Below are 13,778 nucleotides of genomic sequence, written 5' to 3' on the forward strand. Positions count from 1 at the left end.
GCCGATACTCCTCCATCATAAGCAGTAAATACGGAGGAAGACATGAAGCGCCTGGCGGTCCTGTTGTCGATATCCCTGCTTGCCGGCTGCGCCACGGTTGCGCCGCCTGTCGAGCCTCCCCCGCCCGTCTTCGCCGACGCCTCCTTCGCGCCGCCTTCCGAACCGGTCCGCACCGACACCCTGTTCGAGCTCAGCCCCGAGATGCGGGCTTACCTGAACAGTTCCAGGTTCTCCGCCCTCCTGCGCGAGCGGGGCGAGCGCCATGGCCTGGTCGACGCCCTGTACCGCAAGTCCGACCTGCAGCTCGAATACGAATCCAGCAAGACCCGCACGGCCGCGGAAACCTATGCCGCCCGCTCCGGCAACTGCCTGTCGCTCGTCATCATGACCGCGGCCTTCGCCAAGGCGCTGGGCATGCCGGTGCAGTACCAGAACATCGACGCCCAGAACACCTGGAGCCGCGAAGCGGGCCTGTTCCTGGCCAGCTCGCACGTCAACATCCTGCTCAGCGACCGCCGCATGCCGAACGTGCATTCCCCGGGCGCCGAGATGCAGCTGCTGGTCGACTTCATTCCGAGCGACGCGGCAGCACGCCTGCGCGCCCACGCCATCGAAGAGCAGGACATCATCGCGCTCTATGCCAACAACCGCGCCGCCGAAATGCTGGTGCAGGGCCGCGTGAACGATGCCTACTGGTGGGCGCGCGCCGCGGTGCAGGCACGTCCGAAGCTGGTCACCGTCCTCAACACCCTGGGCGTGGTCTACGAGCGCAGCGGCAAGCTGGCCATGGCCGAACAGACCTATCGCTCGGCACTGGCGCGCGAGCCGGAGAACGTGGTCGTCATGCGCAACCTGCAGCCGGTGCTGGTCGACCTGGGCAAGCGTGAGGAAGCCATGGCGCTCGCCAAGCGCATCAACAGCATCGAGCCCGTCGCGCCCTATTACTATTTCGACCAGGGCATGATCGCCCTGAAGGACGGCGAGCCGGAGAAGGCGAGATCGCTGTTCGAACGCGAGATCAGGCGCGCGCCCTTCAATGACGAGTTCCGCTTCTGGCTGGGCATCGCCTATGCGCGCATGGGCGAGATCGGCGACGCGCGTGAACAGCTGGCCCTGGCCGTCGAGCACAGCACCCGGCGCGACGTGCGGGACCAGTATTCGGCGAAGCTGGCTTATCTCAGGCAGATCAGCATGAACGCGCGGCGCAGTGTCGAGCCGAGCCGCTATCAGTAATCAGAACAGGGGCGGCTGTGCCGGACGCGCGCCTGGCGCCGTCTCCTCCGCCAACCGGCGCCACACCGCCAGCTTCTGCTCGAAGCTCATCGCCATGTGCGCCGGGGAACTCGAAGGCAATACCACCGTGCGGTAGCCGGCTGCCGCGAACTGCGGGGCGAACTTGCCGGAGGCCTGGCCGTTGAATCCCACGGTTTCCAGCAATGGACACAAGGTCCGCAGGCGCTCGAAATCGTTGGCGGCCGGCTTGCGGATGCTTGAGTCGAGGCTCCCTTCGCGTTCGCAGCCGGCCAGCACGTCCCACAGGCCGACGCGGTGCGCCAGCAGGCGCACGAGCCGCTCTTCATAGGGCAAGGCCGCCAGGTCTTCTCCAAGCACTCCGGAAACCAGGCGCCAGAACTGGTTGCGCGGGTGCGCGTAATAGCACCCTGCAGCCAGCGAAGCCGCGCCGGGAAAGCTGCCGAGTACGAGGATGCGCACGTCGGCATCGATGACCGGCGCAAGGCCGGTCAGGGTCGGGGATGGTGCTGTCGTCATGCCTCCATTGTAGCGGCGCCGTCGCGGGAGCCGCTCGCCTCCCGGACCGTTTACTTCATCCAGACAGCGTAGTTGCTTCCCGAGGTCTGCAGCGTCCAGCCGGCGCCCGGGCTCCAGCTGTTCGGGCCGATCTTCATCGCCAGCTGGCGCGTGCTGCCGGTGATGATGGCGGCGTACAGTCCCTGGGTGGCGGCCTGGATCGCGACCGGCGAGGTGGAATGCACGCCCGCGGTCCGGCGCGCCTGCATCAGCGCACTGATCGCCGCCTTCAGGTTCCAGTTGTAGATGTGCGGGTAGTAGACCGTCGGGATGCCCGGATGGCTCAGGATGTAGGCATAACCCTGCATCACCGCGCCGCAGGGCACCGGCCAGTGGTTCTGGCCGACGCCGCAACTCTCCGAAGGGCCGGTGTCATGGTTGTCGACGAAGGTCACCGCCATTGCCGGCCACCAGCCGAGGGCGCCCTGCGGCTTGCCGGAAGAATCGCGCAGGCGCCAGTAGTTGCCGTTTGCCAGTGCGTCGTTGAGCAGGCCCTTCGTCGTGAAGTCGAAGGCGCCGCAGCTGTTGCCGGTACCGTTAATCCAGTTCATGATCTGCTGGCGGTGGGAATCGATGTTGTTCAGGTCGAGGTCGGTCCACAGCTCGCCCACGCAGAACTGGGCGCCGAAGGCATTCGCGTACTGCCCGGCATACTGGGCGCCGAAGCCCTTCACGTAATCGAAGCGCAGCCCGCTGAAGCCGACCGGCTTGATGGTGTAGTTGAGCCAGTTGATGATGCCGTTCTGGGTCTCGCCGACGTTCGTATGGTCGATGTCGCGGCCGGCATTGAAGCCGGAGCCGGTATCGCCGTTCCCCAGCCCGCAGTTGCACTCGTCGTTATTGGCGATCGTGTAGCGCGTCCAGTTCGGATTGGTGAAATCGGACCAGCCGGTCGAGCCGACACGGTGGTTGACGACGACGTCGGCAATCGCCCGGATGCCGCTGTTGGTGAAGGCGCGCACCACATTGGTCAACTCGGCCGAGCTGCCGTAGCTGGAGCTGAGATTGTTCAGCTGGCGCGGCAGGTAGCCTTCCCTGGCCGCCGAGTCCGACGAGGGCGGCAACCACACATGGCTGAAGCCCATCGCCTTCAGGTCGGCCACGTTGCCGGCCAGGGTGTTGTACCAGTTCGGATTGCTGTATCCCGCCGAATTCCAGTGGAAGCCCTGGAGCACGACGGCGGAACTGTTGCCGGCCTGGGCTGGCGGGGTGGCGGCGCCGGCATGGGCCGACAGCATCAGGATACCCGATGCGAGCAAGGCTGTAACGCTGACTTTCTTCTTCATGTCTCCTCCGAATAATTGTTACGGATTGGTGTTTTCAGAAAGCGGTAACAACGGTCAATCACCATGCAAAACAGGTAGTTTAACTACCATCACCAACGCACATACATGGAAATGACCCGAAAGATTCTCTGCCTGGTCAGATCGGGTGTCAATTGAATTCTGAACGCTTTTTGTAGTTTTGCTACCCACGAAAAAAAAGCGGCGAGCGCTTACGCACCCGCCGCAAAGGGCAAACAAGGCCTGGAGAGGTAAAGCTTAGTTCTGTGCGACCGCCTGTCCGCCGATACGGCCGGCCTCCCATCCGCCGCCGAGTGCGCGGATCAGCGCCACGGTCGTCACCGCACGGTTGCCGCGCAGCTGGACAGCCGTGCGTTCGACCGCCGCCAGGTTGCGCTGGGCGTCCAGCAGCTCGAGGTAGCTGGAGCGGCCGGCGTCGTAGAGCTTCTGCGCCAGGTCGGCCGAACGGCGCGCCGAGACCAGGGCGGAATCGATCTCGCCGGCCTGGCCCGACAGGATGCGCAGGCCGGCCAGGTTGTCCTCGACCTCGGCGAAGGCGCTCAGGACGCTCTGGCGGTAGGTCCCGACCGATTCTTCCAGCACGGCTTCGCTGCGCTCGACGTTGGCGCGGTTGCGGCCGCCGTCGATGATGGGCATCGAGGTCAGGAGACCCAGCACCCAGGAGCGGCTGCTCCACCTGAACACGTCCGAGAAGGCGCCGCCCACCCCGCCGCCGGCCGCACTGATGGTCAGTGCCGGGAACATGGCGCCGCGCGCCACGCCGATGCGGGCGTTCGACGCTTCCATCGCACGCTGGGCGGCGACGATGTCCGGACGGCGCTCCAGCAGCGAGGACGGCAGGCCGGCCGGAATGGTCGGCAATGCGGTCGCGTCCAGCAGCGGGCTGCGGCCGGCCACGTAGTTCGACGCCGGCTTGCCCAGCAGGACCGCGAGCGCGTGTTCCGCGGTGGCGCGCTGGCGCTGCAGGCCGATGGCCTCGGCGCGGGCGGTCGACAGCTCGGTGCGGGCGCGGGACAGGTCGAATTCGCCGATGTCGCCCAGGTCGAAGCGGCGCTGGTTGACGTTGACGCTTTCCTCGCGCAGCTGCACGGTGCGGGCCACGGTATCCAGCTCGGCGTCCAGGGCGCGCAGGCGGAAGTAGGTCTGCGCCACGTCGGCCTGCAGGGCCAGCAGCACCGAGCGGTAGTTCGCCTCGGAGGTCGCCGCATCGCTGCGCGCCGCCGACACACCCGCCGCCACGCGGCCGAACAGGTCGACCTCGTAGCTGGCGGTGAGCTGGGCGTTATAGCTCGTCACCGGCTGCATCGGCGTGCCCTGCGGCAGGCCGGACTCCAGCGCCGAGGAACGGGCGCGCTGGGCGCCAATGCCGACACCGATCTGCGGCACGCGGTCGGCTGCGGCGATGCCGGCGATCGCCCTCGCCTGCTTGACGCGGGCGGCGGCCACCGACAGATTCGCGTTGTTGGCGCTGGCCTCATCGATCAGGGCGGTGAGCGCCGGATCGTTGAAGGCGAGCCACCACTGGCCGCGCGGCTGCGCTTCGGCCGGCTGGGCCGGTTTCCAGCGCGCGCCGTCGACGCCTTCCACCTCGTTCGCAGGCGTCTGGGATTCACGGAAGGCGGTCGGCGTTTCCACCGCCGGTTGTTTGAACTCCGGGGTGGCGCAGGCCGTCAGCAGCAGGGCTGCCAGCAGGGGCGCCACGCCCTTTGCGATCATGCTTTTCATCTCAATGCACTCCTTCCAGGCTCGGCGCCTTGTGGGCGACGGCCGGGGCTTTTTTCTCGAAACGCTTGGCGAACGTGCGCAGCAGGACGTAGAACAGCGGCGTCAGGAACAGGCCGAAGAAGGTCACGCCCAGCATGCCGGCGAACACCGCGACGCCCATGGCATGGCGCATCTCGGCGCCGGCGCCGGTCGAGAACACCAGCGGCACCACACCCATGATGAAGGCGATCGAGGTCATCAGGATCGGACGCAGGCGCAGACGCGATGCTTCCAGTGCGGCCTCGAACACGCTGCGGCCGTGGTCTTCCAGTTCCCTCGCGAATTCCACGATCAGGATCGCATTCTTCGATGCCAGCCCCACCAGCACGAACAGGGCGATCTGGGTGAAGATGTTGTTGTCGCCGCCGGAGAGCTTGACGCCGATGAGGGCGCACAGGATCGACATCGGCACGATCAGGATCACCGCCAGCGGCAGGGTCCAGCTCTCGTACTGGGCGGCCAGCACCAGGAACACCAGCAGCACGCACAGCGGGAACACGTAGACCATGGTGTTACCGGCCAGGATCTCCTGGTAGGTCAGCTCGGTCCATTCATAGGCGATCCCTTTCGGCAGGGTCTCCTTGGCCAGCTGCTCCATGATGGCCTGGGCCTGGCCCGAGGACACGCCCGGCGCCGCGCCGCCGTTGATGTCGGCCGCCACGTAGTTGTTGTAGCGCTGGACGCGGTCCGGGCCATAGCTGTCCTTCACCTGCATCAGCGACGACAGCGGAATCATCTCGCCCTTGTCGTTGCGGACCTTCAGCTGCGCGATCTGCTCCGGCTGCGAGCGGAACTGCGCATCGGCCTGCACACGCACCTGGTAGGTGCGGCCGAACTGGTTGAAGTCGTTCACGTACAGCGAGCCCAGGTTCACCTGCAGGGTCTGGTAGATGGTCGCCAGCGGCACCCCCAGCTGCTTGGCCTTCACGCGGTCCACGTCCGCGAACAGCTGCGGCACGTTGATCTGGTAGCTCGAGAAGACGCCCGCCAGCTGCGGGGTGCCCCAGGCCTTGGCCTGCAGCGCCTGCGTGGCTTTATACAGCTCGTCGTAACCGAGGTTACCGCGGTCTTCCAGCATCAGCTTGAAGCCGCCGGTGGTGCCCAGGCCGTTCACCGGAGGCGGCGGCAGCACCATCACGAAGGCGTCTTCCACCGCGCCCATGCGCTTGTTGATTTCGGCGGCGATCGCTTCGGCGCTCTGCTCGGGCTTGCCCTTGCGCTCGCTGAAGGGCTTCAGGCCCGTGAACACGATGCCGGCGTTCGGCGCATTGGTGAAGCCGTTGATCGACAGGCCCGGGAAGGCGATCGAGGATTCCACGCCAGGGATTTCCTTGGCGATGCTCGACATCTTGCGGATCACCTCATCGGTGCGGTCCAGCGAGGCGGCATCCGGCAGCTGGGCGAAGCCGATCAGGTAGCCCTTGTCCTGGGCCGGCACGAAGCCCGGCGGCACGACCTTGAACATGAAGACCGCGGCCACGCCCAGCACCAGGTAGACGCCCAGGGTCGCCGTCTTGCGGCGCAGGACGGTCTTCACGCCGCCTTCGTAGCGGTGCGAGGCACGGCCGAAGAAGCGGTTGAAGGCGGCGAAGAAGCGGCCCAGCACCTTGTCCATGGCGCGGGTCAGCGCGTCCTTCGGCGCATCGTGCGCTTTCAGGAGCGCGGCCGACATGGCCGGGGCCAGGGTCAGCGAGACGAAGGCCGAGATCACGGTCGAGATCGCGATGGTCAGTGCGAACTGGCGGTAGAACTGGCCGGTCAGGCCGGACACGAAGGCGATCGGCACGAACACGGCGCACAGCACCAGGGCGATCGCGATGATCGGACCCGAGACTTCCTTCATGGCCTGGATGGTCGCGTCATGCGGCGACAGGCCATTCGTGATGTTTCGCTCGACGTTCTCCACCACCACGATGGCGTCGTCGACCACGATACCGATGGCCAGCACGAGGCCGAACAGCGACAGGGTGTTGATCGAGAAGCCGAACATCAGCATCACGGCAAAGGTGCCGACGACGGACACCGGCACCGCCAGCAGCGGAATGATCGAGGCGCGCCAGGTCTGCAGGAACACGATCACGACCAGGGCCACCAGCACCACGGCTTCCAGCAGGGTCTTGATGACGGAGTCGATCGACTCGCGCACGAACTGGGTCGGGTCGTAGACGATGCTGTACTCGACGCCTTCCGGGAAGTCCTTCGACAGCTCTTCCATCTTGGCGCGCACGTCGGCGGACAGCTGCAGCGCGTTGGCGTTGGGCGCCTCGAAGATCGGGATCGCCACCGCCGACTTGTTGTTCAGCAGCGAGCGCAGCGCGTAGGAGCTGGAGCCCATCTCCAGGCGCGCCACGTCCTTCAGGCGCGTGACGGCGCCGTCCTCGTTGGCCTTGACCACGATGTCGCCGAATTCCTCGACGCTCGACAGGCGGCCCTGGGTGTTGACGGTCAGCTGGAACTCCGCGTCCTTGGCGGGGCCCTGGCCGATGACACCGGCCGCGACCTGCACGTTCTGCTCGCGGATGGCGGAGACGACGTCGCCCGCGGTCAGGTTGCGCGCCGCGACCTTCTGCGGGTCGAGCCAGACGCGCATGGCGTAGTCGCCCGAGCCGAACAGCTGGACTTCGCCCATGCCGTTCAGGCGCGCCAGCTGGTCCTTGATGTTCAGCACCGCGTAGTTGCGCAGGTAGAGGTCATCGTAGCGGCCATCCGGCGAATTCAGGTGCACCACCATGGTCAGGTTGGGCGAGCTCTTGACGGTGGTGACGCCGATCTGGCGCACCTCCTCGGGCAGGCGCGGCAGCGCGCGCTGCACCCGGTTCTGCACCTGGCTCTCGGCGCGGTCGATGTCGGTGCCGATCGCGAAGGTCAGGGTCAGGGCCAGGGCGCCATCCGAGGTGTTTTGCGAAGACATGTAGAGCATGTCCTCGATGCCGTTGATCTGCTCTTCCAGCGGCGCGGCCACGGTTTCGGCGATCACCTTCGGATTGGCGCCAGGGTACTGGGCGCGCACCACCACCGAGGGCGGCACCACTTCCGGGTACTCGGACACCGGCAGCTTGAAGATCGAGATCAGGCCGCCCACGAAGACGATCACCGACAGCACGACCGCGAAGATCGGCTTGTCGACGAAGAAGCGGGAAAAGTTCATGGGATTACTCCTTCGTATTCAGGGCGACTTGCGTGCCGGTCTTCTTATCGGCGGCGGCAGCGGTCGCGGCGGCATCCATCGGCACGATCTGCGCGGTGACCGGGGAGCCCGGGCGCACACGCTGCAGGCCGTTGACGACGATCTTCTCGCCGGGTTTCAGGCCGGTGCGCACCACGCGCAGGCCGTCGACCACCGGGCCCAGGGTGACGGGACGGTACTCGGCCTTGCTGTCGGCGCCGACCACGACCACGTACTTGCGGCTCTGGTCGGTGCCGACGGCGCGGTCATTGATCAGGACCGCCTTGTTGGCCACGCCGCTGCCGATCTGCACGCGGGCGAACAGGCCCGGCGCCAGGGTGCGGTCCGGGTTGTCCAGGGTGGCGCGCATGCGCACGCTGCCGGTGTTGGCGTCGAGCTGGTTGTCGACGAATTCCAGCTTGCCTTCGTGCGGGAAGCCTTCTTCACCGGTCAGGCCGACTTTCACGGTGGCCCCTTGGGCCCGCTGGGCGCGGCTGCCGACGCGCAGGTAGGTCTGCTCGTCGCCGTCGAAGCTGGCATAGATGCGGTCGAGCGACACCACCGAGGTGAGCACGGCGCTGGCGTCGACCAGGTTGCCGAGGGTGATTTCGGCTTTCGACACGCGGCCGTCGATCGGCGCGGTGATGCGGGTATAGGAGAGGTTCAGGCGCGCTGCCTCGGATTGGGCTTGGGCGGCACGGGCGGCGGCGTCGAGTTCCTTCTGGACGCTGGCACGCTCGTCGAACTCGCGCTGGGCGATGGCTTTATCGGCCAGCAGGCGCTCGGCGCGCTGCAGTTCGAGACGGGCCAGGTCGGCCTTCGCGCGCGCTGCGGCGGCGGCGGCGGCGGCGCGGTCGGCTTCGGCCTGGTAGGGGCGCGGGTCGATCACGAACAGCACGTCGCCCTTCTTCACTTCGGCGCCCGGCTTGAAGTTCACGGCCGTGATGTAGCCACTCACGCGCGGACGGATCTCGACCACCTCGACCGCTTCCAGGCGGCCCGAGAATTCCTGGGTCTCGGCGACCGGCTTTTCGACGACGATCGCCGCCGACACCGGCGGGCCGGCCTGCGCCGCGGCCGCTGCCGGTTCATCCTTGCTGTTGGCGTCGGCGCAGCCGTTCAGGACCGCCCCTGCCAGGCCCGCGGCCGCAAGCAGGCCCACGAGCGTTTTCACTGTGCCCATCCGTCCTTGTTGGTTTTTCATGATCAACCTTTCTTATTGAGGAGACAAAACAATCCCTATCGCAGCCGGGACGAAGCCGGATGCGAGGAAAAAAGAGGGCCTCTCCACGCTTCAGGCGTGGATGACCGATTCCGAGTGAATTAGGAGCGGAGCGGGCCGCTCAGGGCGCAAGCGTCAACAACGCATGGTGCGCGGGTGGCCAGGCGGGCTGGCGAAACAGGCATGCATCATGGCTCACCTTTCTTGAAAAGCTCCCTCACGGCGCTATTCGCGGCGAATTTTGGGAAAAACAGGGCCTCCCCGCGCCACGTGGCACGGTATTCGGGAGACTGCGGATGTCGTGTTACTGCTGGCGGCTTACCGGTCCAGTGCGGACAGGAAGATGGCGATTTCCCCCAACGCGTGCACCTTGCAGGCGCAGTCGTTGCGTCCGCCCGGCTCCGCCAGGGGCGCCGGCGGCATGCGCCGCACGGTGGTTCTTACGCCGGCGTTGATCAGTTTTGCGCCGTATTGTTCGGCCTCGTCGCACAATGGGTCGTCCTCGGCGGAGAGGATCAGGGCCGGCGGCAGGTTCTTCAGCCGGGTCGAGCGCAGCGGCGAGGCATACGGGTGGGCACGGTCCGCGGCATGCGGCAGGTAACCACGGTAGGCTTCGGCGCAGACGTTCGTCACTTTCTCGCGTTCCGGGCATTCGTTCATCTGGCGCATCGAGCAGGTCGACAGGCCCGGGTCGAGCATCGGCATGATCAGGATCTGGCCGGCCAGCTTCGGGGCCGCGCGGTCGCGCGCCATCAGGGCGCAGACTGCCGCCAGGTTGGCGCCGGCCTCGATGCCCGCCACCACCAGCTTCTTGCCGGACCAGCCCAGCTTGGCCTTGTGCTTGGTTGCCCACAGCACCACGGCATGGGCGTCTTCCACCGCCGCCGGGAAGGGCTTGACGGTGGCCAGCGTATAGTTCGAAGCCAGTACCGCGCGGCTCGTGTCGCACTGGGCCAGGTAGCGCAGGAATTCGTCCGCTTCCTGCAGGTCGCCCGCGACGAAGCCGCCGCCGTGGAAGAACACCACCAGGGTGTCGCGCTTGGCCGGCGCGCCGGCGCCGCTTCCCAGGTAGAGGCGCGCCGCCAGCGGGCCTTCGGCGCCGCCGACCTCGAGCTCGCGCACGTCGACAGCAAGCTGCACCTCGTCGAGCACCGCGCTCATCGTGCGCCTCCTTCAGGCAGGGCGGCCCAGCGGCTGTCGACCTCGTCGACGCAGGCTTCGCTGCCCAGTTCCACTTGCATCGAGAGCGCCTTCAGGCCGCGCGCTTCCGCGCCGGCAGCCTGCGAATAGGCGTCGGTCCCCAGCAGGCCTGCCAGCGCTACCCCGCTCAGGGCGACTGCTACCGTGGTGAAGATTCCATCCCGAATGCTCATGACCTGCTCCGTGTGTGTTTACTTTTTGTTGCGATGCACACACTATAGACTTCATCTACAATCAGATAAAGATGTCAATATCGAATTGATTGTTCAGAAGGCTGAACAATCACGAAAAAGGGAGTCCACCATGAACAAGCTCCAGGCCATGGAAGTGTTCATCCAGGTCGTCGACTGCGGCAGCTTCACCAAGGCGGCCGAAATGCTGAACCTGCCCAAGGCGACGGTGTCGACGCTGGTGCAGACGCTGGAATCGACACTGTCGGTCAAGCTGCTGCACCGCACGACGCGCCAGGTCATGATCACCTCGGACGGCGCCGCCTACTACGAGCGCTGCGTGCAGATCCTGTCGGACGTGCGCGACGCCGAGGAATCGCTGTCGCGCCACCGGCTCAGTCCCAGCGGGCGCCTGCGCGTGGATTCGCCCACCGGCCTGGCTTCCGAGATCCTGATTCCCGCCCTGCCCGCCTTCTTCGAGCGCTATCCGGACATCACCCTGGAACTGGGCAGCACCGACCGCCCGGTCGACCTGGTGGAAGAAGGCGTGGACTGCGCGGTGCGCGGCGGGGAGCTGATCGACCCGAACCTGATCGCGCGCCGCATCGGCGTGATCAACTTCATGACCTGCGCCTCGCCCGACTACATCGCCCGCAACGGCATGCCCCAGCACCCGCGCGACCTCGAGCGCCACCGCTGCGTCAACTACTTCTCGGCCAAGAACGGCAAGATCCTCAACTGGGATTTCACGCGCGACGGCGAACGGATCGAGGTTGCCCTGCCCGGCGCCATCGCGCTCAACGATTCCAACGCCTACGTCCAGGCGGGGCTGGCGGGCCTGGGCGTCATCATGATGACCGACTACCTTCTGACCGCACACATCGCGGCGGGGCGCATGGTCCCGGTGCTGCAGGAGTGGCGCAGCGACCCGCTGCCGGTGCACATCGTGTATCCGCAGAACCGTCACCTGTCGGCCAAGGTGCGGGTGTTCGTGGAGTGGGTCTCGGAACTGTTCGCGGCGCATCCGAACCTGCGCCTGCAGACGCCGCGCCCGAGCGCCGTGCCGGCTGATTTGCAGCTGGAGACCGTGTAGAATCGGGCAGGATGGGAAAAATCGGACAACAGATCCAGGAGACAGACATGAACCCCAGTTCGCAGCCCCGCAACATCGACATCCTGCTGGCGCGCTACGCCGAAAGCCACCGCAACCACACCAACGAGATCATCCACTTCGTGTGCATCCCGCTGATCGTCCTGAGCCTGCTGGGCATCCTGTGGGCGATCCATCCGGTGGTGGCGGTCGCGACGACGCTCGCCTCGCTCTATTACTACACCAAGCTGTCGCGCCAGTTCGCGCTCGGCATGGGCGTAATGAGCGCGGTGATGCTGGGGATCCTGGCGATCATGCCGGAGTACACCGTGCTGCCGGTGTCGATCGCGATCTTCGTGGTGGCCTGGATCGGGCAGTTCATCGGCCACAAGATCGAAGGGAAGAAGCCCTCGTTTTTCGAGGACCTGCGCTTCCTGCTCATCGGGCCGCTGTTCGTACTGTCGTTCCTGTACCGCCGCCTGAATTTCGCTTATTGATGCCTGGTGGCTGGCGACGCCGGCCACTGCAACAAATCGCGGGACGACGTATACTCCCGCGATGCCCTCCTCCGCCCTCTTCACCATCGCCTCCCTGATCTGGGGCTCGACCTTTTTCGCCATCACCCTGCAGCTGGGCGAGGCGCCGCCCGCCGTCTCGGTGGCCTACCGCTTCTTCCTGGCCGCCGCCACGCTCTTCGTGATTTGCCTGGTCAAGCGCGACCGCCTGGCGCTGCCATGGCGCGTGCACAAGTGGATGGCGCTGCAGGGCGTGCTGACCTTCTGCATCTCCTACCTGTGCACCTACGAGTCCGAACAGTACGTGGTCTCGGGCCTGGTGGCCGTGGTATTCGCGCTGATGGTGTTCTGGACGCCGCTTCTGAGCAGCCTGTTCTTCGGCACCGTCATCAACCGCCGCACCATCGGCTGCGGGGTCGCCGCGATCGCCGGCGTGGCGCTGCTGTTCTGGCATTCGATCGGCGCCGCCTGGGCCGACTTCCAGGCCGGAGGCAGTGCGAAATTCATTGCCGGCGTGGTGCTGGCCCTGGCCGCGACCATCGCCAGCTCGGCCGGCAGCATCGTGGTCAGCAAGGTCAAGGAAGAATGCGAGAACCTGCCCCTGACGATGGCCTGGTCGATGCTGTGGGGCGCTTCGCTCGTCACCGTCTGGGCGCTCGCGCACGGGGACAGCTTCGTGATTCCGGCAAGCGCCACCTACTGGGGCGGCCTGGTCTACCTGTCGATCTTCGGCTCCGTGATCGCCTTCTTCGCCTACTTCACGCTCATCGGCCGCATCGGCGCGCAGAAGACCGTCTACATCGGCGTGATCACGCCCGTGCTGTCGGTGCTGCTGTCGATCCAGCTCGAAGGCTACCGCCCCGGTCCCATCGAATTTGCCGGCATGGTCCTGTGCCTGGCCAGCGTGGCCTGGGCCCTGCGCGCACCCGCAGCGAAACCCGTGCAATCCGCCAACCTGAACAACCCACTCGAAACACCATGACCACTTTCACCACCCGCCCCGCGACCACGCAAGACATCCCCCACATCATGTCGATGATCAGGGAGCTTGCGGTGTTCGAAAAACTCGAGCATATGGTGGTCGCCACCGACGAACTGCTGCACGAAGGACTGTTCGGCCAACGTCCGTCCTGCGAAGCGATCATGGGCGAGGAAGACGGCGAAGTGGTCTGCTTCGCCCTGTTCTTCCATAACTTCTCGACCTTCCTGACGAAAAAGGGCTTGTACCTGGAGGACCTCTACGTGCGCCAGTCGCACCGCGGCAAGGGCTATGGCACCAGGATGCTGACCCGCCTCGCGCAGATCGCGGTCGAGCGCCAGTGCGGCCGCTTCGAGTGGTCGGTGCTGGACTGGAACGAACCGGCGATCCAGTTCTACAAGGCCATGGGCGCGGACATCCTGCCCGACTGGCGTATTTGCCGCGTCACCGGCGACAGCCTGGCGGCGCTGGCGGAACGCCGCGCCTGCTAGGGGCGCACAAGAAAAAGCCCACGGACCAGAAGGCGCCGTGGGCGAACCCATTTTCGTCAAATGGGGAG

Annotated in this window: 12 protein-coding genes; 5 read left to right on the forward strand and 7 right to left on the reverse strand. The window is 66.0% G+C overall.

What is annotated here, in order from left to right:
* The first annotated feature begins 42 nt into the window (after nt 1-42).
* Entirely contained in the window at nt 43-1,233 is a 1,191-nt protein-coding gene (locus NX780_RS05725; RefSeq protein ID WP_258826896.1) for a tetratricopeptide repeat protein, read from the forward strand.
* Here NX780_RS05725 and NX780_RS05730 read toward each other — a convergent pair whose 3' ends face one another.
* The 7 genes from NX780_RS05730 to NX780_RS05760 form a co-directional block, all read right to left on the reverse strand.
* Nucleotides 1,234-1,770 carry a DNA-deoxyinosine glycosylase gene (locus NX780_RS05730; protein WP_258826897.1) on the reverse strand — a complete coding sequence of 179 codons (537 nt, stop codon included), beginning with the start codon at nt 1,768-1,770 and terminating at the stop codon, nt 1,234-1,236.
* Nucleotides 1,771-1,820: 50 nt separating this feature from the next.
* Complete coding sequence (locus NX780_RS05735) at nt 1,821-3,095, reverse strand: glucan 1,4-alpha-maltotetraohydrolase domain-containing protein (RefSeq protein WP_258826898.1); 1,275 nt, start codon at nt 3,093-3,095, stop codon at nt 1,821-1,823.
* A 255-nt stretch (nt 3,096-3,350) separates the two neighbouring features.
* The gene (locus tag NX780_RS05740) at nt 3,351-4,838 is read right to left on the reverse strand and encodes an efflux transporter outer membrane subunit (RefSeq protein ID WP_258826899.1); all 1,488 of its coding nucleotides are present in this window, start codon (nt 4,836-4,838) and stop codon (nt 3,351-3,353) included.
* A gap of 1 nt (nt 4,839) precedes the next feature.
* Entirely contained in the window at nt 4,840-8,025 is a 3,186-nt protein-coding gene (locus tag NX780_RS05745) for an efflux RND transporter permease subunit (protein ID WP_258826900.1), read from the reverse strand.
* Between the two features lie 4 nt (nt 8,026-8,029).
* Nucleotides 8,030-9,247: an efflux RND transporter periplasmic adaptor subunit gene (locus NX780_RS05750; RefSeq protein ID WP_370663581.1), complete on the reverse strand. Its 1,218-nt coding sequence runs from the start codon at nt 9,245-9,247 to the stop codon at nt 8,030-8,032.
* Between the two features lie 336 nt (nt 9,248-9,583).
* The gene (locus NX780_RS05755; RefSeq protein ID WP_258826901.1) at nt 9,584-10,426 is read right to left on the reverse strand and encodes an alpha/beta hydrolase; all 843 of its coding nucleotides are present in this window, start codon (nt 10,424-10,426) and stop codon (nt 9,584-9,586) included.
* The gene (locus tag NX780_RS05760) at nt 10,423-10,638 is read right to left on the reverse strand and encodes a hypothetical protein (RefSeq protein WP_258826902.1); all 216 of its coding nucleotides are present in this window, start codon (nt 10,636-10,638) and stop codon (nt 10,423-10,425) included. The genes NX780_RS05755 and NX780_RS05760 overlap by 4 nt, the downstream gene beginning before the upstream one ends.
* Before the next feature lie 130 nt (nt 10,639-10,768).
* Between NX780_RS05760 and NX780_RS05765 the strand changes: the two genes are divergently transcribed.
* From NX780_RS05765 to NX780_RS05780, 4 genes are all read left to right on the forward strand, one after another.
* Entirely contained in the window at nt 10,769-11,728 is a 960-nt protein-coding gene (locus NX780_RS05765) for a LysR family transcriptional regulator (RefSeq protein ID WP_258826903.1), read from the forward strand.
* 47 nt (nt 11,729-11,775) lie between these two features.
* On the forward strand, nt 11,776-12,222 hold the full coding sequence (locus NX780_RS05770; RefSeq protein WP_258826904.1) for an Mpo1 family 2-hydroxy fatty acid dioxygenase: 447 nt from the start codon (nt 11,776-11,778) through the stop codon (nt 12,220-12,222).
* A 61-nt stretch (nt 12,223-12,283) separates the two neighbouring features.
* Nucleotides 12,284-13,222, forward strand: coding sequence for a DMT family transporter (locus NX780_RS05775; RefSeq protein ID WP_258826905.1), 939 nt, complete (start codon nt 12,284-12,286; stop codon nt 13,220-13,222).
* On the forward strand, nt 13,219-13,710 hold the full coding sequence (locus tag NX780_RS05780) for a GNAT family N-acetyltransferase (RefSeq protein ID WP_258826906.1): 492 nt from the start codon (nt 13,219-13,221) through the stop codon (nt 13,708-13,710). Before NX780_RS05775 ends, NX780_RS05780 begins: the two co-directional genes overlap by 4 nt.
* Nucleotides 13,711-13,778: the final 68 nt, after the last annotated feature.

Source organism: Massilia agri, from assembly GCF_024753255.1.
GTDB classification, from domain to species: domain Bacteria; phylum Pseudomonadota; class Gammaproteobacteria; order Burkholderiales; family Burkholderiaceae_D; genus Telluria; species Telluria agri.